At 41.2% G+C, this 21949-nt stretch carries 18 protein-coding genes; 7 read left to right on the plus strand and 11 right to left on the minus strand.

The genetic code is table 11. From position 1 onward, the window contains the following. Positions 1-149: 149 nt before the first annotated feature. The 7 genes from H6G83_RS20685 to H6G83_RS20715 form a co-directional block, all read right to left on the minus strand. Positions 150-1307 (minus strand): DNA cytosine methyltransferase, encoded by a 1158-nt coding sequence (locus H6G83_RS20685; RefSeq protein WP_190475754.1) that lies wholly within the window; start codon positions 1305-1307, stop codon positions 150-152. A 50-nt stretch (positions 1308-1357) separates the two neighbouring features. Continuing rightward, a complete protein-coding gene (locus H6G83_RS20690; RefSeq protein WP_190475756.1) occupies positions 1358-2785 on the minus strand; it encodes a slr1306 family protein in 1428 nt (475 codons plus the stop codon). A gap of 41 nt (positions 2786-2826) precedes the next feature. Further along, on the minus strand, positions 2827-3306 hold the full coding sequence (locus tag H6G83_RS20695) for a group I intron-associated PD-(D/E)XK endonuclease (RefSeq protein WP_190475757.1): 480 nt from the start codon (positions 3304-3306) through the stop codon (positions 2827-2829). Positions 3307-3779: 473 nt separating this feature from the next. Then, positions 3780-4733, minus strand: coding sequence for an asparaginase (locus H6G83_RS20700; protein ID WP_190475759.1), 954 nt, complete (start codon positions 4731-4733; stop codon positions 3780-3782). Positions 4734-4822: 89 nt separating this feature from the next. Further along, the gene (locus tag H6G83_RS20705) at positions 4823-5323 is read right to left on the minus strand and encodes a CGLD27 family protein (RefSeq protein WP_190475761.1); all 501 of its coding nucleotides are present in this window, start codon (positions 5321-5323) and stop codon (positions 4823-4825) included. After that, positions 5320-5775 (minus strand): ribosome silencing factor, encoded by a 456-nt coding sequence (gene rsfS, locus H6G83_RS20710; RefSeq protein WP_190475763.1) that lies wholly within the window; start codon positions 5773-5775, stop codon positions 5320-5322. Before rsfS ends, H6G83_RS20705 begins: the two co-directional genes overlap by 4 nt. Before the next feature lie 873 nt (positions 5776-6648). Then, entirely contained in the window at positions 6649-7920 is a 1272-nt protein-coding gene (locus H6G83_RS20715; protein WP_190475765.1) for a glycosyltransferase family 4 protein, read from the minus strand. A 664-nt stretch (positions 7921-8584) separates the two neighbouring features. Between H6G83_RS20715 and H6G83_RS20720 the strand changes: the two genes are divergently transcribed. Beyond that, positions 8585-9031 (plus strand): YraN family protein, encoded by a 447-nt coding sequence (locus H6G83_RS20720; protein WP_190475767.1) that lies wholly within the window; start codon positions 8585-8587, stop codon positions 9029-9031. Positions 9032-9790: 759 nt separating this feature from the next. On the opposite strand, the gene H6G83_RS20725 is transcribed toward H6G83_RS20720, so the two are convergent. Further along, positions 9791-10180, minus strand: a complete 390-nt coding sequence (locus H6G83_RS20725; protein ID WP_067765793.1) for a hypothetical protein — start codon at positions 10178-10180, stop codon at positions 9791-9793. A gap of 224 nt (positions 10181-10404) precedes the next feature. On the opposite strand from H6G83_RS20725, the gene queA reads away from it, so the two are divergent. Together queA and H6G83_RS20735 are read left to right on the plus strand one after the other, a co-directional pair. Next, positions 10405-11586 (plus strand): tRNA preQ1(34) S-adenosylmethionine ribosyltransferase-isomerase QueA, encoded by a 1182-nt coding sequence (queA, locus tag H6G83_RS20730; protein WP_190475768.1) that lies wholly within the window; start codon positions 10405-10407, stop codon positions 11584-11586. Positions 11587-11717: 131 nt separating this feature from the next. Next, positions 11718-12890, plus strand: coding sequence for a tetratricopeptide repeat protein (locus tag H6G83_RS20735; RefSeq protein WP_190475770.1), 1173 nt, complete (start codon positions 11718-11720; stop codon positions 12888-12890). A gap of 378 nt (positions 12891-13268) precedes the next feature. Here H6G83_RS20735 and H6G83_RS20740 read toward each other — a convergent pair whose 3' ends face one another. Together H6G83_RS20740 and H6G83_RS20745 are read right to left on the minus strand one after the other, a co-directional pair. Further along, entirely contained in the window at positions 13269-13964 is a 696-nt protein-coding gene (locus H6G83_RS20740; RefSeq protein ID WP_190475772.1) for a potassium channel family protein, read from the minus strand. Between the two features lie 188 nt (positions 13965-14152). Beyond that, positions 14153-15490, minus strand: a complete 1338-nt coding sequence (locus tag H6G83_RS20745) for a TrkH family potassium uptake protein (RefSeq protein ID WP_190475773.1) — start codon at positions 15488-15490, stop codon at positions 14153-14155. Positions 15491-15842: 352 nt separating this feature from the next. On the opposite strand from H6G83_RS20745, the gene H6G83_RS20750 reads away from it, so the two are divergent. The 4 genes from H6G83_RS20750 to acs all read left to right on the plus strand — a co-directional run bounded on the left by H6G83_RS20750 (position 15843) and on the right by acs (position 20289). After that, complete coding sequence (locus H6G83_RS20750; RefSeq protein WP_190475776.1) at positions 15843-16685, plus strand: methyltransferase domain-containing protein; 843 nt, start codon at positions 15843-15845, stop codon at positions 16683-16685. A 77-nt stretch (positions 16686-16762) separates the two neighbouring features. Then, a complete protein-coding gene (locus H6G83_RS20755; RefSeq protein ID WP_190475777.1) occupies positions 16763-17716 on the plus strand; it encodes a homogentisate phytyltransferase in 954 nt (317 codons plus the stop codon). 4 nt (positions 17717-17720) lie between these two features. Next, positions 17721-18188 (plus strand): tetratricopeptide repeat protein, encoded by a 468-nt coding sequence (locus H6G83_RS20760; RefSeq protein WP_190475779.1) that lies wholly within the window; start codon positions 17721-17723, stop codon positions 18186-18188. A gap of 127 nt (positions 18189-18315) precedes the next feature. Next, the gene (gene acs, locus H6G83_RS20765) at positions 18316-20289 is read left to right on the plus strand and encodes an acetate--CoA ligase (RefSeq protein ID WP_190475781.1); all 1974 of its coding nucleotides are present in this window, start codon (positions 18316-18318) and stop codon (positions 20287-20289) included. Positions 20290-20569: 280 nt separating this feature from the next. Here the strand turns inward: acs and H6G83_RS20770 are convergent, their stop codons facing one another. Beyond that, positions 20570-21859 carry a Glu/Leu/Phe/Val family dehydrogenase gene (locus H6G83_RS20770; protein WP_190475783.1) on the minus strand — a complete coding sequence of 430 codons (1290 nt, stop codon included), beginning with the start codon at positions 21857-21859 and terminating at the stop codon, positions 20570-20572. Between the last annotated feature and the right edge of the window lie 90 nt (positions 21860-21949).

Below are 21949 nucleotides of genomic sequence, written 5' to 3' on the forward strand. Positions count from 1 at the left end.
TCTTAGTGATTGATTATAAACTTTTATAAAAATTAATACCCTTTACATAAATTAAAGCATATTTCTTAGGACTCTAACTGGAAAAATCAAATTTTAGTTGTTTTCCTCGCCTACAACTAAGTACTAATCAAACAATCAAAGTGTTATATTTAACCGTGGTTTAGCCGGACTTTAATATTAATATTTATAAAATCAAGAATAGACTCAGCCAACGCCTTTGATGCCAGATATGGCACGCCATTACCTATAGTTTTAAACATATTAGTGAGAGACATATTATCTGGTAAGACAAAATTTGCAGGTAATGCTTGTATAGCTAAAGCTTCCGCTACAGAAATTCGCCGTATTTTGTAGGGATGTAGATGTACTTCATTATTTCCATAGCAGGCTGTAGGAGAGTAGCGCCATCTATGTAATCTTTTAAAAGACTTTTTTGAATCATCACCTTCAGCAATACTAGCAAATTTTGTCATACCAGCCCTTGGTCGAAAATAATGTTCAGAATTAGGATGGCTTAAAACTTTATTATTTCTAAACCAATATTCAACCGTTAGTTCTTGAGGGATATCTTCAGGGCAAGAAATAGTAGAATTTTCTCTAAATGGTTCACATTGACTCCACGGATATGTAAATACTTTGTCTTGAGAATATAAAATTTTGTTATTCCAAGGAAAGTCTAATGCAAGTATATCTTTATTATTGCTAATTCCTAAATCATGCAAATAACTTTTTCTAAAACCTAGTAATATTATTCTTTCTCTATCTTGTGGTACACCATATTCAATGGCATTTATTAACCGTTCTGTTAGTATATAACCTGCTGTCTGTAATTTAATTTTTAATGATTCAAAAAACTGACGATGTTTTTTAGTTTTCCATAAACCTTTTACATTTTCAAATAAAAAGAAATCAGGTAGGTTTTGGCAAATTAATTCTATGTACGCTGAAGATAACTTACCATTATCACCTAAATAACCTCTATTCTTGCCCCCAACCGAAAAATCTGGACAGGGAGGCCCACCAATAAAACCAACAATATTATTTTGACGACAATCTTGAACTATGTCTAATAAATTTTTTGCTAAAGATCCTTCTACAAGTTTAGATACATCTGCTGTTTCCCCTTCATGATACCCATATTCTGGTAAAGGTAAATTCAGCTTCTCTCTTGAATAGCGATATGCTTCCATGAAAGCTGAGAATATTTCATTGACATAAACAATTTTAAAATTACTTGTTTCAAAACCTAAGTCTAAAAAGCCCGCTCCAGCGAAAAAAGAGAAAATACAAGGTCTAATAGTATTCATTACTAATAATCGCAAAGACGCATAATAAAAATTTGCGCCTTTGCTCTAAATTATCCTACAACTTCCATCGGCTGTGCTTCTGGTAACAAACGCTTCACGCCTTGCTTAACAAAACCTTGCAGCAATGCTACTTGTTGATTTTGTTGGAAGACTTTTTGTAAGGTTTGGCGTAATTTGTCTAAGTTTAAATTACTTCCAGAATCTAAAGCGATTTCTTGTTGCTCAAAATACTCTACCAGACATAACCCAGCTACTCTAGTCAGATAAGCAGCACTTACACCCTGTACTAAACCGCCAGCGACAAAGGTAACGGCGTTACTTTTGAGGACAGTACCAATGGCTTGAGTTGAAAGTTCCACTAAACCCAGTTTCAACATCAAACTTCCCATTGTTCCGGCTACAGTTTGCGCCTGTTCCCAGGAGAACTTCTGCTGATAAATATTACCCAAATCCATTACCATTTGAGCATTAATTGCCGCAGTCGCTAAAATATCTAGTGCTGGGACTGGGTTAGCAAAAGCAGCAGCCGCAGCTATCCACTGATATTGTTCAATAATTGGGGTAGCGCGATCGCGTCTCACACCATTCAAGTAGTTTTTCGCTTCACATTTCAGCAACACCGCCTGTCTAGCAGTGGTTGTCCACACCAGTTGTTGTTGCTGTAACAAAAGTTCACTCAACTCCTGCGACAACTGCTGAATATCTGCTGCTGGTTGTTCCATCCACTCTTGCACAGAACCATCCGCTTCATGTTTCCGCACTTTGATAGCGACAGGCGCAGCAGCAACAGCGACTACATGATCTGAGACTCTTTGTTTTAAAGACTGCAAGATACTAGCACGTTCATCTGGTATATACTGGTCTTGTTTATTGAAAACCAGGATTTTTGGCAGATTTAGTCTTTTTAGCTGCTGTAAGGCTTGGAATTGTGAGTCTGTCAAATCACCGTTAGTTAAGAACAGCGCCGCATCAGATTTTGCCGCTTCTGTTAAAATACCGACATCTGACTGATTATCCACCTCTCTAAACAGTGGTGCTGTTTCTTGAAAAGTGACTTGCTGTGTTTCCGACTTCAGCACCTCAATTAAAGTGGTTTTACCTACTGACTGTCCACCAGTCACAGCCACTCTAATTTCTTGTCTGTCTAAATCTACCGATAATTGGTCAAGCTGATTTCGTAATGTGGCTAAAGCTTGGTGATTTGCCGATTCTTGAGCTAGTTGGTTGATGACGACTTCAGTTTTAGCGATCGCACTTTCTGCTGTAGCTCTATCCACCAGGATACCATCTGGCTGCTCAGAACTATTTTTTGGTCGCTTGTGTTTGAACAACCACAACCCACCACCAACCGCTAAAACACTCAATAAACTCAACTCACCTAACTGCACTAGCGAATGATGCCAACTTTCTACCATCCACAAGGAAAAGGATAAACCTAATCCTCCTACTAAGATTGGACGCTGCAACTTCACAACCATTATTCTCCGCGCTTTTTGGAAGATTCCAACTCAAGAATAGATCAAAACCCAGTTTCACCGAATTGCTCAGGCGAAAAGACACAATTTTCTTTACCTATCGCTTGTGAGATTAACTCCCAAGCCTGGCGATACTGTGCTGAACGGGGTTGGCGCTGTCTTTTTTCAGTTTCCACTAAGTGTATTTCGCTACCATAGCTGATAAACACATCCACCGGGAAGATATAAAACAGGTCAAGCTTTTCTATATAGACTAGGGCAAAATCAAAGTCTGATGGTTTATATGCTGCTCGAAGCATCAGCCTTCGATTTGTTTTGGTGCGGCGATTATCTACAACATAATTACCCGATGGCTCATGCAACCAAGCATATTTGACTTGGATTTTAATGAAAGTTCCCTCTATATCAAATACTAAATCATAAGGTAGTCGGTCGCCTATCGGCTTTAAAACTCCCCAGCCACGTTGTAAAGCATGGAGTATAGCCGCCTGTTCAGCTATGTCCCCTTTGAGTTTCGTATCCATTCGCTAATGATACTCAAGCGTCTATAACCTGTCACCTATCCCCTATCCCCTCCTATAAAACAAAACCCCACAACTTTTTAGGATTGCAGGGTTTTATTTTTATTTGGTGGCGGGAAGTGGATTTGAACCACTGACCTTCGGGTTATGCTTACCATCTACAGTTTTCACTGCCCAGCTTTTACTGGTTTGTGGTCTGGACTGTCCCTTTACCCTCGGCGTTACCGTTAGGGTACCTGCCTACCAGTCTCTACACCTTCTCTGTTTCCAGAGCTTGGTTCGGGATTACCGCGCTATTGGCTTCCCCGAATTTGACAGGTAATCGTATACAAGTTTCCTCGTATACCGCCCACTGCAACATTAACAAACAAGCGCTTAGTTAATTTTGCTAGTTGAGCCCGACGAGCTACCAGGCTGCTCTATCCCGCGTCGTTTCGTTACTTTTTTAGTATAACTCAAGCTTTTGAGTTTGGCAACTATAAAAACGATAATTCCCCCACAACTTCTAAACGTGTGTATTTTCCCAGGTTCATAAACTTCTCTGCCAAGCTTTCCGCCACGCTGGGAGTAATCCAACCCATTTGTTGGAGTAGATGAATAGCAACAGCATATTTTGCCCGTTTCGCCCCATCCATAACTTTGATTGCTAGTCCCATACCTTCGCCCAGCCTACCGATGCACTGTACACCTTCCGCACCAGCTTTGCTGACCAATTCACCGGGGGTTAAGCGCATCAGTTCTGTGTCAAATTCTCCGTCTCCTGCTACCATTGACGGATGGTGGGTCATAGCACGGACAATCCGCTCCATATCTACGTTATTACTAGAAGCCAGAAGTGCGTATAAGGAAGCGATTTGTCCCAGTTGCATCAAGTAGGTGGGTACGCCACAATCATCGTGAGCGCTGATAAATTCTTCGGCTGGCATTCGCAGTAATTCGGCAATTTTTGTCAGAATTAACTGCTGTACTGGGTGCTTACGTTCCAGGTAGTTATTTAAAGGCCAGTGGCGTTGTTGACATATAGCCAACATTCCCGCGTGCTTACCTGAACAGTTGTATTCTAAGGGGCTGCGTTTGCCGGGAGGGATGGGACACTGGAGTACAGAAGGGTCTAAATCAGCTCGCCAGAGGATGTTAAATGCTTGGCGTACCTGCTCGATTGTACCCCTGTGGGAACTGGTAATAATTGCGAGGTCGCGATCGCTTAAATCATAGCGTTCCAATGTCCCTGTAGAGGTAACTGCCAGCGCCTGAAATGGTTTGAGGGCGGAACGGACAAATGTAGCTGTTTCCGCATTGCCGGCAACAGTTAGTACTCGTCCTCGGTTGTCACAAACAACAGCTTGGACTGTATGCTTCGATTCGATGATACCTTCACGCAGCAACCGGACTTCCAGTGCTGCGGCTTGAGTGCGCTTGCCCATTGTCATGGGTTAAATTATCTCTTTTTTTTATTAGTCAATAGTCAACAGTCAATAGTCCATAGTTGATTAACTGTTGACTATTGACCACTGACTATTTAAAACAAATGCCAAACTATAGTACCAATAACAAAGATTCCCGCCAAGCCAAAGAATGTAAATTGTAACCGTTGAATGATGGGTTTGATTTCGTAGGTGACAATTAAGCGATCGCGGTTGAGGACTTCTGGTGGTTTGATCCAGGTTTGACCATCATACCAGCCTGACTCCTCATAAAATACAGTCATGCTGTAGAGGCGATCGCGCACATAAAGCCAGCCCAAATATAACCGTAATAGACTTAGTACTACTCCGACACTTGCCCCAGCTGCACCACATAACAGGAAATGCACCAGTTGTTTATTTGGCGGGAAGCTGGCTGCTGAGACTGGCCCTGCTATTAGCCAAGATAAACCCCAAATCCAGACTAGTTTTGTGGTATACTCTCGCCAATTTAAGACGCAATCACGAAATAACCATGAAGTTTTTAACTCTTCGTACTCATTGAGTGGTTGTTGGTCTACAGGAACCGGACAATTGAAGAGCGACGACTTGATCATGTTGGCTTACCCTCATCCTCATCAGATTTTGGTAGGGGAATACGTTCTGCATGAACCCAGAACGCTTCTAAATTATAAAACTCCCGTTCCTTTGGCATCATAATATGCACAATTACGTCGCCATAGTCTTGCAGTACCCAGCTACCTTCGACCTTGCCTTCTGTCCGCAATGGTCGGCGATGCCAGTCTGTTTCTACTTTATCCTCAATTGCATCGGCGATCGCTCTCACCTGCACCCTAGAATAGCCAGTCAGCATTACAAAATAATCTGCCAAGTATGACACATCTGCTACTCTCAGCACCAAAATATCGCCTGCTTTCCGGTCTGATGCAGCTTCGGCAATAGTTAGAGCTAATTTTCCGCTCAACTCAGTTGCAGCCTCTGGACTTCTGGTAGCACTCTTAGCTACCGAGACGGATTGTAATGGTATTCCTTGGAAATAATCAGACATTAAACCTCAGGTACTTTATCCCTTTTGTTACGGTTTTTGAGAATTACTTACAAACAATAATTGAATAGTAAATCTATCTATTGGTTTTTTTGAATACTAACAAAAAAACAGGTATCTATGAGAATGGCTGACAAATTGGCTGATGTATCGCCATGTCATAATTAGTGGTTGCAGGTCAGTCTTTTTGTAGCGATATCTCCACCAATGGCTATATTTGATACATAATTGCCTAAATTTACTTACCATTCATCTTAATTTATCGTTCTCTATGACTTTTCTCACCCATCAATAAGATAAGTTACTAATGTCATCATCTCTTAACCTTATAAAATATTCTTATTAAGAATTATATATCATGACAGACCTAGTTCTTCTGTCTAAAGTGTGATCGGTCTAATCTTTTGACTATTTTTCTCATTAAGTCAAGCAAAAATCATCTTCCCTAGTTAAGCACTCAACTCATTTAGATTCGGGTAGCTGCTGTTGTAGTTGCTGCACCTCCTCCACCGACAAGCCCGTTGCAGAGGCAATAATATCGAATATGACTCCTTAGCTTAAAAGATTAGCACCAATCTCTCGTTGCTTTTTTGCTTCTCCCTCTTGTTAAATCGAACGAGCAATTACAGATTCCTGTATGATTTCCCTCCGCACAAGCGATATATAATATAATCCTCTAATTTTATCCCAGCTAGCATCGCTGATGCCGCAGTAAAATTAGCTTGAGTTACTGAGTCAGGAATTTAGTTGAGGTTTTCAAAATTGGTAGAAAAGTTTCCAGCAAAATATCACAGAGTCATACATGGGTATATTGTTGGACTTTGTGATACTGTTTGATATTAGGTAATGCGAAAATATAATTTAAAGCCAGTCAAATCAGACTTCTTGTTTAGAAACTACCTTAGATTCAAGAGGTTGACCTTCTGTAGTCACTGAATAGAATAAGCTTTCATATTGATTTAATGCTTGTTCAAAAGCATATTGTTCCATAGCATATTTTCGGCTGTTATAACCCAAAGTTTTAGCTTTCTCAGGGTGTTTGTACAGATCCAGAATTGCTGTTGCTAAAGCTTGAGGATCTTCTGGAGGAACGACAACACCGCCACCACTCTGTCTAATTGCCTTGGCTGCTGTACCGTTATCGGGTACAGATGCTATTAATGCCCTTCCACTAGCCAATAAGACTTGAATCTTTGATGGCATATTAAAAGAAATTACGTTTTTCTTTTGTACCACCAAGCCGACATCCGCCGCCGCTAACATTTCTGGCAAATGTTCTCTAGGTTGAAAAGGTAATAGTAAAACGTTATCAGCGCCGCAGTCTGCACAATATTTTTGCAGCCTTTCCAAACCTTTGGCTTCCCCAGCTATCACAAAGGCAATTTCAGAAATATCACGTAATTTGGCAGCCGCTTGAATGACAGTTTCTAATCCTTGGGTAAGCGCAATATTCCCAGAATATAGGAGTACAAATTTGCCATTTAAATTGTGTGCCGCACGGAATTTATTCTCTTCTTTTGGTAAGGGACGAATAAAATTAACATCAACCCAGTTAGGTATCTGCTCTATTTTTTCAGATGATACACCTTTGGAAAGTAAATTTTCTACAAATCCATCGGCAATAACACTAATTTTGGTAGCACTACGATAGGCAAATTTTTCTAATAATGAAAATACTTTGATCAGCCATTTGTTTTTCAGTAAACCTACATGAATAGCGGCTTCAGGTAGTATATCTTGGAGGTTTAAAACCACAGGACAAGCACGCAACCATCCCAGCAAAGATGCAGGTACGCATACAGGTAATGATGGCGAAGTTGATAAAATCACATCAGGCCGCCACCCAAAAAGAGCAGGTAAAAAGCTGGTGACAACAAAACTAGCATCTAGCAACACTCGATCTAATAGTTTTGGTTGTGGACGAATCCACACGTAACTGCGTTGAATTTTGACACCATTCTTGTATTCTGTAAGATACCATTTACCACGGTAAGCTTCATAGATTTGACGCTCAGGGTAGTTAGGCATCGCAGTGATAACACGCACTTGATGTCCTCGCTTGGCCAGTCCCTCTGCTAATTCCGTCATTAGCGGGGCGATACCAATAGGTTCTGGATAGTAGTTATAAGAGTAAATTAAAATCCGCATAACAAATTAGTCAGAAGTTCCCCGACTGGTTTGGATAACTAGGGCAATTATTTAGATTGCTTATGGGTTTAAAGCATCTACATAGTTAATTTTCTCTTTAGAGTTTTTTTATGTCACTGGTTTTTCTTGAAGATTAAGTAAAAGTTGTCTTTGCTTTACTCCGTAGGATGTGATGAGTTGACTGTTTACGGTTTAGCTACTATTATGTATCTATTAAATATTAAGTATAGACATAAACCCTATTGCCATTAATTAAGTTTCCATGTAGTAAACATCAGATATCTGCAAATATTGCGTAAAATTAGGGTGATTCACAAGTATGTTTGTTCTTTTGTCTATGATTAGGCAGTAATTCTGCTGTGTAAGAACAGATTTAGGATTGTATGGGGTCTGTATGTTACCTGAGTTTTAGTGTTTTTTACTTGTTTTGCTTTAGTGGTATGTCTTGAGAATTTGGCTATTAAGTTTAAAGATTTAGTAAAGTAACAACTGTTTAATATGACAATTACAAATCATATACATTTATTAAAATATGACATCTGCACATAGGAAGACTTAATTTATTGCTAAATTTCCATAGGACTTACGCAAGTGTCATAATCAAACTAACTGTAGGGTGCGTCAGACAGAATAATTTCGTACATTTGTTTGTATCGACCTACTTATGTCATATTTAAATATTGCTAATTTAGGCGAAGACTTTGTAGCCCAATGGTTAGAATCTACGGGTTGGATGATTTTACAACGTCAATTTAGTTGCCGTTGGGGCGAAATTGATATCATAGCCGAATATACTGAGAATATTCGAGAACCCGTACTCGCATTTGTGGAAGTTAAAACACGTAGTTTCGGTAGCTGGGATGATGGGGGAAGAGGTGCAATTACGCTAAAAAAGCAAGCAAAAATTGAGCGAACGGCGGGGATATTTTTAGCTGAATACCCTGAAAAATCTGACTATACCTGTCGCTTTGATGTGGCTATTGTCTCTTATGAGATAGCTGCTAAAAATAATCGTCAGTTATCTGTTACTCAGGAACCGATAGCTGTCTGCTTAGGAGAATACAAATTTCAATTACAAGAATATATTCCCGCAGCTTTTGAATATTTATAGAAGGGGACAGGGGACAGGGTGAAAAACCCTTTTATTTAAGGGTTTACGATTATTATAGCAGGGGACAGGTGATAGGGGACTCTTGACAGGGCTGAAAGGCTTTGAAATTAAGGGTTTTAAAATTATTATGATGTCCTAACCTATGCTGCGACTGCTATATATAGCAATCCTAAATCACTCATGAGAAATCTAGAAATAATTGGGCGATTAGAAATCGCTACTACACAAACAAAGTCCAGATGGTGCGTGGACTTGCTAGGATAAGCCGCGCAGGCGGGTTTCGTCTGTGTAGCCGCGATTTCTAATCGCCAAGGCTGAATAAAATATTACACTTACATTTGATGTTAAATCTACGTGTTTTCTCACGATTCAATTCGGATTACTATATCTCCTAATCTGTGCGGCACTATAGGAAACCGATTTAATTTCTGTATCCCTTACGGGAGCGTAGCCATAAAATTCTCAGTATCTGTAGGATGGGTATTGCGTACCTTATCGTGGTCTTGGTGGGCAGTGCATCGGCCTACTGTTGATAACTGCTACTAATAACTTTTACAAGCTGGGAGTTTTGGGTTTCTCTTCTTACCTGATAAATGAGAATCGTTTTAGGTACTTGTTGATAATTATTATTTTTAAATATGCTATTAAAAAAATCTAAATTTTTTAGGATATTGGTAATTGGTTGTGGATGAGGATTTATGTCATCAATTACCAATTACCAATTATCACTTGTCGAGTCCAGATTCCATCTCATTGATATTAGGCCAATGTTTCTGGACAGTAACCTAGTCCTCTGACAAACTGTTGACGGAAAGCTTCTATCTCTTCTCTTTCCGGGCTACCATGTGAAACGATCGCTACTTGATAGCGGCGCATAACATCTACAGGACATTGGCCGGCTTCTAAACTCCAAAGTGCCATTTGCACACGCATAGGTGGTTCATAGCTAATGCCTAGTTCGTAGAGGAAAGCTCGAAAATCACCATCTTCTTGGGCAGATATAGGGGTTTTCAGTTTGATCCTAACCACCCAACCATCTATTTGATGAATCACAGTGACGAACGAAACAGGTAACTGGGGCCTAGCGTGTAGGTATTGAACGACCCTTAGAGTTAAACTGGCATTTGCCAGGTAATACAGGTATTCCATGTCGGTGCTTGGGATCAAAGCCAATCTTACACTTCTATCTTCCTCAATTAATTTGTCTGTTGGTAGGGTAAATGCCCCCGTCTTTGCATGGGGAACCTTACCCATCTTTGATTAATTTGCTTTAAGTATTACCTACTAATGTCAATCTTATAATTTAAATCTAAAAATTGACTACTTTTGTCACAAAGGCGCAACCAAACTTATCCTCACCATTGGAAATTTAAATGAAGAAAGACATATCACAATTAAATCCTGATCAAATCTCTACAACAGCAGTGGAAGCTACAAATTTAGATTTTTCACTCGCTGGGTATGACTACGAATTACCTCCAGAGAGAATTGCCCAAAACCCCGCAGTTCCAAGAGACAGTTCTCGTCTGCTAGTCGTCAACTCTCAAACTACAGGTAAGGAAACATTACCTCTACATTATATTTTTCGTGATTTGCCTGATATTCTGCGTCCAGGTGACTTATTAATCATGAATGATACAAAGGTTATCCCCGCACGTTTATTTGGGCGCAAAACCTCTGGTGCAGAAGTGGAAATTTTATTACTAGAGGAACGTAAATTTAACTGTTGGTTGGCTTTAGTTAAGCCCGGAAAACGGTTTAAAAAAGGTACGCAGATTGTTTTTGAGAGGTTGGGGACTGGGGACTGGGGACTGGGGAATGGGTTAGATCAGTTAACTGCTACTGTTTTAGAAACTGATGCAGCGACGGGGGGGCGTTTATTACAGTTTGATTTACCAGAGGGAAAATCTTTGGTACAGGTTTTGGATCAGTTTGGGGAAATACCGTTACCACCTTATATTACTGCATCCCAGGCGGCGGATGAACAGTATCAAACTGTGTATGCCGAACAACCAGGTGCGATCGCTGCGCCTACGGCTGGGTTACACTTTACTCCAGAGTTGCTAGAAAAGTTAGGCGATCGCCATATTCATCAAGCTTTTATTACCCTTCATGTTGGTGTGGGAACTTTCCGCCCTGTGGAAGTGGAAGATGTGGCGACTCATCAAATGCACGAAGAATGGATAGAAGTAAGCGCCGCTACAGTGGAAAAAATTAAGGCGACTAAAGCAGCAGGCGGCAGAATTATCGCTGTGGGGACAACAGTAGTCCGTGCTTTGGAAGGTGCGGCTGTTTCTGGTGAATTGCAACCATTTTGCGGCAAAACTAACTTATTTATTTATCCTGGCTATAAATGGCAAGTTGTAGAAGGTTTAATTACTAATTTTCACCTACCAAGCTCTAGTTTATTAATGCTGGTGAGTGCGTTGATTGGAAGAGAGCGTTTGTTAAATATATACCAAGAAGCGATCGCTTCTGGCTATCGTTTCTATTCTTTTGGTGATGCTATGTTGATTTTGCCGGAAGGGGTTAGTCAGTTGACAGTTGACAGTTGACAGTTGACAGTTATCAGGTTATTTCTACTGTTCACTGTCCCCAAAAATTTAATTTTGCATTTATAACTTTTTATACTGTAGTGGGTACTCTGACTTATAAGGATCTTAACAATAAGTACAGAGATTCCACTATGTATAGAAAATTTCAATCAAAACAGTGGTTTTGCGGTTTGTCGTCAATTACTAGCCACTATACTTGTGATTGGCAAAAGCCGCATTTGGGTTTTCTCTGTGCTGCATCAGCTTTTTTGGTGTTGGCTACACCGACAATTGTGAATTTACCAGGAAGCAAGTTGCTGGCACAAGTTCCTGTTTCGCAAGATTTGCAAACAGCTAGTCTTTATCAACAAGGTGTTACGCGCTATAATCGCACTGACTGGCAAGGTGCAGAAAATGCTTTCCGCCAAGCGTTGCAGCGAGAACCTAATTTAGCAATGGCTAGATATTATTTGGGGAATATATTCCTGATGCAAAAGCGGTTGGATGTGGCGGTTCAGGAATATGCGGAAGCAGTTAGACTTAACCCCAGTTTGGCAGACGCTTTCTATAACTTGGGGCTAACATTGCAGCAACAAGGAAAAAATGAGGATGCAATTAGAGCTTATCGCCAAGCTTTGGTGATAGAGCCAACAAGGGTAGATGCTCATTATAATTTGGGTTTGGTCTTATACGAACAAGGGTTATTAGAGGAAGCGATCGCCACTTATCAAGATGCAGTTAAGCTGGCTCCAACTAAAGCCACTGCTCATCATAATTTAGCGCTGGCGCTGCAACAGGCTGGTAAAATTGAGGAGGCGATCGCAGCCTATAGAGAAGTTTTGAAGTTAGATCCCAAAAATGCGGCAGCTTACAACAATTTAGGTAGCCTCACAGCCATACAAGGTAAACCTGATGAAGCTATAGCCCTTTATATTCAAGCTGTCCGCCAAAACCGCAGAAATGCCTTAGCTTATTATAACTTGGGTGTAACTTTATATAATCAAGGCGACCTGAAAAGAGCTAGTAGTGCTTTCAAACGCGCTCAAGAAGAATACCGCCAGCAAGGTAATCTAGAACAAGTAGCGAAAACTGAGCAATTAATGCAGCAAGTAACCCTGAAAATTGAAGAACAAAAACTACAACAAAGACAAGCATCTGCACCACAGCCTACAGCCAGCCTTATAGAACAACTAACTCAACTAGCAACGCAAAGAAAACAGCCAGCTAATTCTGGTGAAGTACCTGTTTCTGCTGAACCACAGCAATTTCAACCAATATTTCCTAGTCCATCACCGGAAAAACTTAATAGTAATAGCAATTCATAATTGGTAATTGACAGTATTTTTGATAAGACGGGTAAAATACCCGTCTTAATTTTTGGTTTTATACCAATTTGCTAAAAGACAGCCACAGATAGCCTGATAGGGGCGCAAAGCTTTGCGTCCTTACAAGTAATTGATGTGTGGCTATGATTTTTAGAATTGGTAAGTAGGTAGGCATAATTAAATATTAAATGAGTAGTTGTTCGTAGTCAGCGATTTATCGCTCTATTGCTGGGTTTGAAAGGACTAAAGTCCTTACTACAAACTTATATTTAATTAGGTCTCTCTACTTATTACAGCAGATTGCGAGTAAATGAGGTACAAATAACAGTAGATTTTCAAGCCTGTTCCCTGTACCCTGTCATCTGTCACCTACTATAGTTAAATTGGCAGACGATTAATATCTTTATTACAACCTATAACTACCATTGCGGAACCACGTTCTAAACGTTTACCGGGGTTTGGGTTAATTTGGAACTTACCATCCTGACTGACAGCTAACAAGTTCAAGCCGTAACGGTTGCGTAGTTGTAATTCGGCGATCGTTTTACCATGAAATTCATCAGGCACGATTAATTCTACGATACTATTATCTGGGTCGAGGTCGAATCTATCAAGAATAGATGGTTTTGTCAGTGTACGTGCTAATGCACAACCCGCTTCATATTCAGGAAAGACCACATGATCCGCGCCTACTCGCTTTAGTAGCTTGTAATGAACTTCACTAGAAGCTTTAGCAACTACATGAGGTACGCCACTTTCTTTGACATTTAAAGTTGTAATGACGCTTTCTTGTACATAGTTACCAATTGCCACAATTACCGTATCAAATTCAAAAATACCAGCTTCTTTGAGGGCTGCTGGTTCAGTTGAGTCTAGTTGTAAAGCATGACCAACTATTTCTTCAGTCAAAGCTGCTGATACTCGTTTTTCATCTATATCTGTTGCTAACACTTGATAGCCTAATTTATGCAGTGTTGAACAAACAGAACGACCAAAACGACCTAAGCCAATTACAGCAAATTGGCTATTATCTTTGCGTAAACTGCGAAAAAAACCCAGCGATGACAAATTCACAGTTGAAATCCTTATTATTATCTGTATTTAAAGCAAAAACTTTTAGGCTAAATTAATTAAAAGTTTTATTTTGCTTGTGCTTTCAAATTTTATCAGTTGTCAGTTGTCAGTTATCAGTTGTTATTTTTCACTGCTTTCTGTTCCCCTCCTCTTAGGGGTGAGGAGCGGGTTACTACCTCATCCCAAGACTATCCTACAAGTAGGTTTTCTTCGGGATAGTGAATTCTAGTTGGGCGAGGATCTCCTAATATAGCGGACATGAGTAGTAAAACCCCGACTCTGCCTATATACATAGTGATAATTAAAACTATTTTCGCGGCGGGAGACACGCTAGCTGTGATACCTGTGGAAAGACCGACAGTAGCGAAGGCGGAAACTACTTCAAATATAATTTGGATAAAATCCAGTTTTGGGTCTGTGAGAGATATCAAAATCGTTGCTAAAATAACGGTTGCTATAGAACCAACTAGAACACCAACTGCTTTTAAAATTAGAGAAATCGCTATTTTCCGCTCATACAATAACACTTCTTCTTTACCTTGAAGAATTGCTTTAGTACAGCTAGTTAAAACTCTGAGGGTAGTGGTTTTCATGCCTCCTCCTGTACCGCCTGGACTAGCACCAATAAACATGAGGGCAATTGTGATAAATAAACCAGCAGTGGTCATTTTACCAATATCAATGGTGTTAAAACCCGCAGTTCTAGGAGTTACTGATTGAAACCAAGCTACTAAAAACTGATCATGTAAACTGAGTGAACCAAAGGTTTGGGGATTTCTAATTTCTATAAAGAAGAACGCTATTGTGCCAGCTACTAGCAGGATTAATGTTGTGCTGGTTGCTACTTTAAAGTCTAGCGATAATACTATATTGACGTTTTTCTTCTTGAGGAAGCGATCGCGCAACCAAATATATGCTTCTAAAATTACTTGATATCCAATCCCTCCAAAGATAATTAATCCTGTAACGGTGAAAATAACTATAAAGGAAGATTGATAGCCGATTAAATTATCTTTAAACAAGCTAAACCCGGCATTATTCCAAGCATTAACACTATGAAAAATTGCTAACCATAGTCCCTGATTCCATCCATATTGAGGCACAAATGCAAATAATAGTAAAAACACACCAGTAATCTCAAAAATAAGAGTTGTGGCAATAATTGAGCGAATAACTTGGGTGCTACCACTCATCCCAGGACGGTCTAACGCTTGCTGAATAGCGATTTTTTGCCGTAAGTCAAATTTACGACCAATGAGCAAAATTAAAAAAGTAGTGGTTGTCATGTAGCCTAAGCCACCAATTTGCGCTAACAAAGCAATAAACAACTGTCCCCAGAAGGAAAAATAAGTACCAGGATCAACTACAGATAATCCAGTTACGCAAACGGCTGATGTTGAGGTAAATAATGCCACAATCAGGTCATTCCATGTACCACTACTGGTAGAAAAAGGCATCATCAGCAAAAGTGTCCCTACTGCAATAACAGCCAGAAATCCTAGACAAACGGTGCGTGAAACAGTCATAAACAATTAAACATCCAATATTTAACAGTCAAAATCAATACCTTGGCTAGCTCGTAGGGGTTGTTTGATTAAAAGGTTTAGCTGTAAACTTTTACCGACAAGAGCCATCAGCTTGATCATCAATTTTGGGAAGTAAGAACTTTCTTATCTAATTAAAAACACACATGGTAGCCTACAGATATGTTTTTTTAACAGTGAACAGTAAACAGTTATCAGTTAAATACGAAAGTGAAACACCACAACAATTGGTGGAAGAAGTTGGTGGCGCTTCTTTATCCCCTACCACAGGCCTGATAACTGATAACTGATAACTGATAACTGATTTCTGTTTTGTCTTAACACTGCTTATTACATGAGTGCAACACTTTACCAACGAATTCAGCAATTCTACGATGCTTCCTCCGGGCTATGGGAGGACATTTGGGGCGAACATATGCACCACGGGTATTACGGTGCAGATGGGACTGAGCAAAAAAATCGTCGTCAGGCGCAAATTGATTTAATCGAGGAATTGCTCAATTGGGCAGATATAGAAAGGGCAGAAAATATACTAGATGTGGGCTGCGGTATAGGGGGTAGTTCTCTATATTTAGCCGCAAAGTTTCAGGCGCAAGCTACAGGAATTACTTTAAGCCCAGTACAAGCCGCTAGAGCTACGGAACGTGCCAAGGAGGCTGGTTTAAGTGGTAGGAGTCAGTTTCTCGTCGCCAATGCTCAAGCAATGCCTTTTGAGGATAATTCTTTTGACTTGGTTTGGTCGCTGGAAAGTGGCGAACATATGCCAGATAAAACCAAGTTTATGCAGGAGTGTTATCGAGTGCTGAAACCAGGTGGTACTTTGATTATGGTGACATGGTGTCACCGTCCTACAGATGAAACGCCACTAACAGCAGATGAACAAAAGCACCTAGAAGATATTTATCGAGTGTATTGCTTGCCCTATGTAATTTCCTTACCAGAATATGAAGCCATAGCTCGTCAACTGCCATTAAATAATATCCGCACTGCTGACTGGTCAGTGGCTGTTGCACCATTTTGGAATGTAGTTATTGATTCTGCCTTTACTCCTCAAGCAATTATCGGGTTATTCCTTGCCGGTTGGACTACTATCCAAGGGGCGCTGTCCCTGGGGTTGATGCGTCGCGGCTATGAGCGTGGGTTAATTAAGTTTGGGTTACTGTGCGGAAATAAGTAAGTAGGTGCTAGAGGTGCAATTACACTCGTTAACCTCTCCCCAGTCCCCAGTCCCCAGTCCCTTATGTAACCTAACTCATGAGCCAAACTCAAAAAAGTCCGTTGCAACGTAAACCACTACCATTTTCTTTCCAGTGGCTTTATGCTTTTTGGAAATTTTCCCGTCCACACACAATTATCGGCACGAGTTTGAGTGTGTTGGGTTTATATTCAATTTCTATTGCTGTTAGTTCGACAGGTTTTGCTGTTTCGCAGATAATTTCTGTTTTAGGTGCATGGTTAGCCTGTATATGTGGCAATGTTTATATCGTAGGATTAAATCAATTAGAAGATATTGAAATTGATAAAGTTAATAAGCCTCACCTACCTTTAGCTTCAGGGGAATTTAGCCGTAAACAAGGGCAATTGATTGTCATTTGTACAGGGATTATTGCTTTATTGTTAGCTTGGTTAAATGGCCCTTATTTGTTGGGAATGGTGGCAATTAGCTTGGCAATTGGTACAGCATATTCTTTACCCCCAATCAGATTAAAACAGTTTCCTTTTTGGGCGGCTTTGTGTATTTTTTCAGTTAGGGGAACTATTGTTAATTTGGGATTGTATCTACACTTTAGTTGGTTACTGCAAAATAAACAGGCAATTCCTTTATCTGTGTGGGTATTGACTGTATTTATCTTAATATTTACCTTTGCGATCGCCATTTTTAAAGACATCCCCGATATGGAAGGCGATCGCCTCTACAATATCACCACTTTCACCATTCAATTAGGACCGCAAGCTGTATTTAATTTCGCCCTGTGGGTACTCACCGCTTGTTACTTAGGCATGGTAATAATTGGAGTGCTACGGTTAGGCGCAATTAACCCAGTGTTTTTGGTAATTTCTCATTTAATTCTGCTGTGTTGGATGTGGATGCAGAGTTTAGCAGTAGATATACATGATAAAACTGCGATCGCTCAATTCTATCAGTTCATTTGGAAGCTATTTTTCCTAGAATACTTAATATTCCCCATCGCCTGCCTTTTAGCTTGAAACCATGCTCAACAATTTACAATTAACTGATATTCTGGCGACTATCGCAGTCCTTGTTAGTATCACACTGCTGATTTACTTCGCGCTCAAAACATTAATTACATCCAATGCTTTCCAAACAGGCGTTAATCTTTATCAACAAAAAGATTATCAAGGCGCAGAAGCTGCTTTTCGTCGAGTTATATCTATCAACTCTACCAATGATGTAGTCCGCTTGTTTTTGGGCGATACCTTAAGGGAACAAGGTAAAATTGCCGAAGCCACAGAATTATTTCAAGAAGTAATTCGCCGCAGTCCAAAAAACCCCCAAGGTTACTTGCGTCTAGCAAATATCCTCATGGAGCAAGAGCAACAAGCCCAGGCTAAAACTAACTTACAACAAGCTCAAGAATTATTACAAAAACAGCGTCAACCAGAAACAGCCAAAAAGATTGCTCGACTATTAGAGCAAATGGAATCTAAATCAAATTAAGTTCGTAGTCAGGACTTAAGTCCTGACTCCATATTGCGAAAAGTAAAAACTAGCGTCAATCTCAGCATTGTTTGACACAATCCGATAAAAATAGTTTTCAGTAACAATACTGTTCATCCATATAACTATGTCTCAACCAACTATAGAATCAATCCTGCAAGAAAAACGCTTATTTCATCCCAGCCGCGAATTTTCCCAAAACGCCCAGATTAAAAGCTTGGAAGACTACCAGAAGCTTTATGATAGAGCCAAAGCCGATCCGCAAAAGTTTTGGGCTGAGTTAGCCGAAACTGAATTGCATTGGTTCCAAAAATGGGATAAAATATTAGATTGGCAACCACCTTTTGCTAAATGGTTCGTGGGTGGAAAGATTAACATTTCCTACAACTGTTTAGATAGACATCTGACAACTTGGCGCAAAAATAAAGCCGCCCTAATTTGGGAAGGAGAACCTGGAGATTCCCGCACTCTCACATATGCCCAACTGCATCGGGAAGTTTGCCAGTTCGCCAACGTATTGAAACAATTGGGAGTGCAAAAAGGCGATCGCGTCGGTATTTATATGCCGATGATTCCCGAAGCAGCGATCGCTATGTTAGCCTGTGCCAGAATAGGCGCACCCCATAGTGTGGTATTTGGTGGTTTTAGTGCGGAAGCATTACGCGATCGCCTAATTGATGCCAAAGCTAAGGTAGTAGTGACAGCTGATGGTGGTTGGCGCAAAGATGCGATTGTTCCTCTCAAGGAACAGGTCGATAAAGCCCTAGCTGATGGTGCTGTTCCCAGTGTCGAAAACGTCCTAGTTGTCAAGCGTACCGGACAAGATACTTATATGCAGTTGGGAGGACGCGATCACTGGTGGCACGACTTACAAAAAGGCGCATCCGCCGATTGTCCCGCCGAACCAATGGACAGCGAAGACTTGCTATTTGTCCTCTACACTTCCGGTAGCACTGGCAAACCCAAAGGCGTTGTCCATACCACTGGTGGTTATAACCTATACACTCACATGACCACCAAATGGATTTTCGACCTGCAAGACACAGACGTATATTGGTGTACAGCAGACGTAGGTTGGATTACAGGACACAGTTACATAGTTTACGGCCCCCTCTCCAACGGTGCAACCACTCTCATGTATGAAGGAGCGCCCCGTGCCTCAAATCCTGGCTGTTTCTGGGATGTGATTGAGAAATACGGCGTAAACATTTTTTATACCGCGCCTACAGCCATTCGCGCCTTTATTAAAATGGGTGAACACCATCCCAAAGCCCGTAACTTGTCTTCCCTGCGATTATTGGGAACCGTGGGTGAACCCATCAACCCGGAAGCTTGGATGTGGTATTACAAAGTGATTGGTGGCGAACGTTGCCCTATCGTTGATACTTGGTGGCAGACCGAAACCGGCGGTATCATGATTACACCGCTTCCGGGAGCAATTCCCACCAAACCCGGTTCCGCCACCCGTCCCTTCCCTGGCATTCTTACGGATATTGTGGATTTGGAAGGTAATTCTGTCCCTGAGAATGAAGGCGGTTACTTGGCAGTACGTTATCCCTGGCCAGGGATGATGCGGACAGTCTACGGCGACCCTGAACGCTTCCGCCGCACCTACTGGGAACATATACCACCCAAAGATGGTAACTATATATACTTTGCTGGCGATGGCGCAAGAAAAGATGAAGATGGCTACTTCTGGGTCATGGGGCGTGTAGATGATGTATTGAATGTATCAGGACACCGCCTGGGTACGATGGAAGTAGAATCAGCCTTAGTATCGCACCCAGCCGTGGCTGAAGCGGCGGTAGTGGGTAAGCCAGATGAACTAAAAGGCGAGGAAGTAGTAGCTTTTGTTACATTAGAGGGTACTTATCAAGCCAGTGATGACTTGAGTAAAGAACTGAAGCAGCACGTAGTCCAAGAAATTGGTGCGATCGCTCGTCCCGGCGAAATCCGCTTTACAGACGCATTACCCAAAACGCGATCGGGTAAAATCATGCGCCGCCTACTACGAAATCTCGCCGCCGGACAAGAAGTCTCTGGTGATACCTCCACCCTTGAAGATAGAAGCGTCTTAGACAAATTACGAGAAGGCGCGTAATTAAAAGCTAAAGGTGCGTTATGGAAATTATTCCAAACGCACCAAAAACTTATAACAGTTCTCTGTAACGATGCACTTAATAAAATGTTACTCCTTTGTGCCTTTGCGCCTACCCTGCGGGAACGCCTTACGGCGAATGCGTGAGCTTAATAATCTGGGGTATTAAGTGCAGCTTTATGGAGAAATGGTATTAGAAGATTACTGTTACAGGTAGCATAGTGTTGAGCCACTGCTGAAAAATTTTGAATTTTGAATTTTGAATTGATTAGTCCCCAGTTCCTCAAGGATAAAGACCCCTATCACTCAACGCTTGAGCCACCCTACCCACTCCCAAAGTATAAGCCGCTAACCGCAAAGGAACTTGCCGCATCTTCGATTGTTGCATCACCTGACGGTAAGCTTGCACCATCAAATGTTCCATTTCCCGGTTAACACGCTCCTCATCCCAAAATAGGTAAGAAAGACCTTGCACCCATTCCAAATAACTCACCACCACACCCCCAGCATTCGCCAAGATGTCTGGTAATACAGTTACACCCCGCGCCTCTAGCACTCGGTTAGCTTCCAGCGTCACAGGCCCGTTAGCCGCTTCCGCCACAATTTGCGCTTGTATCTGATCTACATTTTCCTCAGTGATTTGGTTTTCCAATGCGGCGGGAATCAAAACATCACAGGATAAAGTTAGCAACTCTGCATTCTTAATGGGTTCTGATTGGGGAAAACCTACAATACTTTTATGATTTTCCGCAGCATAAGCTTTTAATGCCGGAATATCTAAACCATCATTAGCAAATATACCACCTTCCGCCGTCGAGACAGCGATAATTTTCGCCCCAGCTTGGTACAGCAATTCAGCCGCCGCACCGCCGACATTACCAAAGCCTTGAATAACTACTCGCACCCCATCTAGAGATTTACCCAAATCTGCGAGTGCTTCACGCACAATAATCATCACACCCCGTCCAGTCGCCATTTCCCGTCCCCGTGAACCACCAACGGAAAGCGGCTTACCTGTGACAACTCCCGGTACAGCGTGACCAACATTCATGGAATAAGTATCCATCATCCAAGCCATCTCACGGGCAGATGTACCCACATCTGGCGCGGGAATATCAAGTGCAGGGCCAATATCTTTAATCAACTCGCTAGTATAACGACGAGTAATTCTTTCCAATTCACTCACACTATAATTTTGTGGATCTATGGCAATACCTCCCTTCGCACCACCATAGGGAATACCCAGCAGCGCACATTTCCAAGTCATCAACATGGCTAATGCTGATACTTCGTTGACGGTGACAGCCGGATGGTAACGTGTTCCGCCTTTGTAGGGGCCTAAAATATCAGAATGCTGTACCCTATGTCCGGCTAGAACCCGAATATCACCATTGTCTAATTTCACAGGAATAGAAACTGTGACTACTCGGCGTGGATGGCTGAGAATTTCCAGTATTCCTTGGTCTAAGCTTAATTCTTTAGCAGCAGCTTCTAAGTAGCTACAGGCTTGATCAAAGGGGCAAATATGACCCGGAGTAGCACCTACCAATGGTAGCGTCGGCATGGAAACCATAAAATTTTCTCCTATTCGCAGTATCTTTGCGAACTAGATACATATATGCCTAGCTTATCTTGAGTTTTTATAAAAAGTATTAATTTTGTA

Origin of the sequence: Anabaena azotica FACHB-119 (assembly GCF_014697625.1) — a bacterium.
GTDB classification, from domain to species: domain Bacteria; phylum Cyanobacteriota; class Cyanobacteriia; order Cyanobacteriales; family Nostocaceae; genus Trichormus; species Trichormus azoticus_A.

Excerpts from the sequence above, each read along its gene's own strand:
- H6G83_RS20685 (WP_190475754.1), bottom strand. The coding sequence starts at position 1,307 with ATGAATACTATTAGACCTTGTATTTTCTCTTTTTTCGCTGGAGCGGGC.
- H6G83_RS20690 (WP_190475756.1), bottom strand. The coding sequence starts at position 2,785 with ATGGTTGTGAAGTTGCAGCGTCCAATCTTAGTAGGAGGATTAGGTTTA.
- H6G83_RS20695 (WP_190475757.1), bottom strand. The coding sequence starts at position 3,306 with ATGGATACGAAACTCAAAGGGGACATAGCTGAACAGGCGGCTATACTC.
- H6G83_RS20700 (WP_190475759.1), bottom strand. The coding sequence starts at position 4,733 with ATGACAATGGGCAAGCGCACTCAAGCCGCAGCACTGGAAGTCCGGTTG.
- H6G83_RS20705 (WP_190475761.1), bottom strand. The coding sequence starts at position 5,323 with ATGATCAAGTCGTCGCTCTTCAATTGTCCGGTTCCTGTAGACCAACAA.
- rsfS (WP_190475763.1), bottom strand. The coding sequence starts at position 5,775 with ATGTCTGATTATTTCCAAGGAATACCATTACAATCCGTCTCGGTAGCT.
- H6G83_RS20715 (WP_190475765.1), bottom strand. The coding sequence starts at position 7,920 with ATGCGGATTTTAATTTACTCTTATAACTACTATCCAGAACCTATTGGT.
- H6G83_RS20720 (WP_190475767.1), top strand. The coding sequence starts at position 8,585 with ATGTCATATTTAAATATTGCTAATTTAGGCGAAGACTTTGTAGCCCAA.
- H6G83_RS20725 (WP_067765793.1), bottom strand. The coding sequence starts at position 10,180 with ATGGAATACCTGTATTACCTGGCAAATGCCAGTTTAACTCTAAGGGTC.
- queA (WP_190475768.1), top strand. The coding sequence starts at position 10,405 with ATGAAGAAAGACATATCACAATTAAATCCTGATCAAATCTCTACAACA.
- H6G83_RS20735 (WP_190475770.1), top strand. The coding sequence starts at position 11,718 with ATGTATAGAAAATTTCAATCAAAACAGTGGTTTTGCGGTTTGTCGTCA.
- H6G83_RS20745 (WP_190475773.1), bottom strand. The coding sequence starts at position 15,490 with ATGACTGTTTCACGCACCGTTTGTCTAGGATTTCTGGCTGTTATTGCA.
- H6G83_RS20750 (WP_190475776.1), top strand. The coding sequence starts at position 15,843 with ATGAGTGCAACACTTTACCAACGAATTCAGCAATTCTACGATGCTTCC.
- H6G83_RS20755 (WP_190475777.1), top strand. The coding sequence starts at position 16,763 with ATGAGCCAAACTCAAAAAAGTCCGTTGCAACGTAAACCACTACCATTT.
- H6G83_RS20760 (WP_190475779.1), top strand. The coding sequence starts at position 17,721 with ATGCTCAACAATTTACAATTAACTGATATTCTGGCGACTATCGCAGTC.
- acs (WP_190475781.1), top strand. The coding sequence starts at position 18,316 with ATGTCTCAACCAACTATAGAATCAATCCTGCAAGAAAAACGCTTATTT.
- H6G83_RS20770 (WP_190475783.1), bottom strand. The coding sequence starts at position 21,859 with ATGGTTTCCATGCCGACGCTACCATTGGTAGGTGCTACTCCGGGTCAT.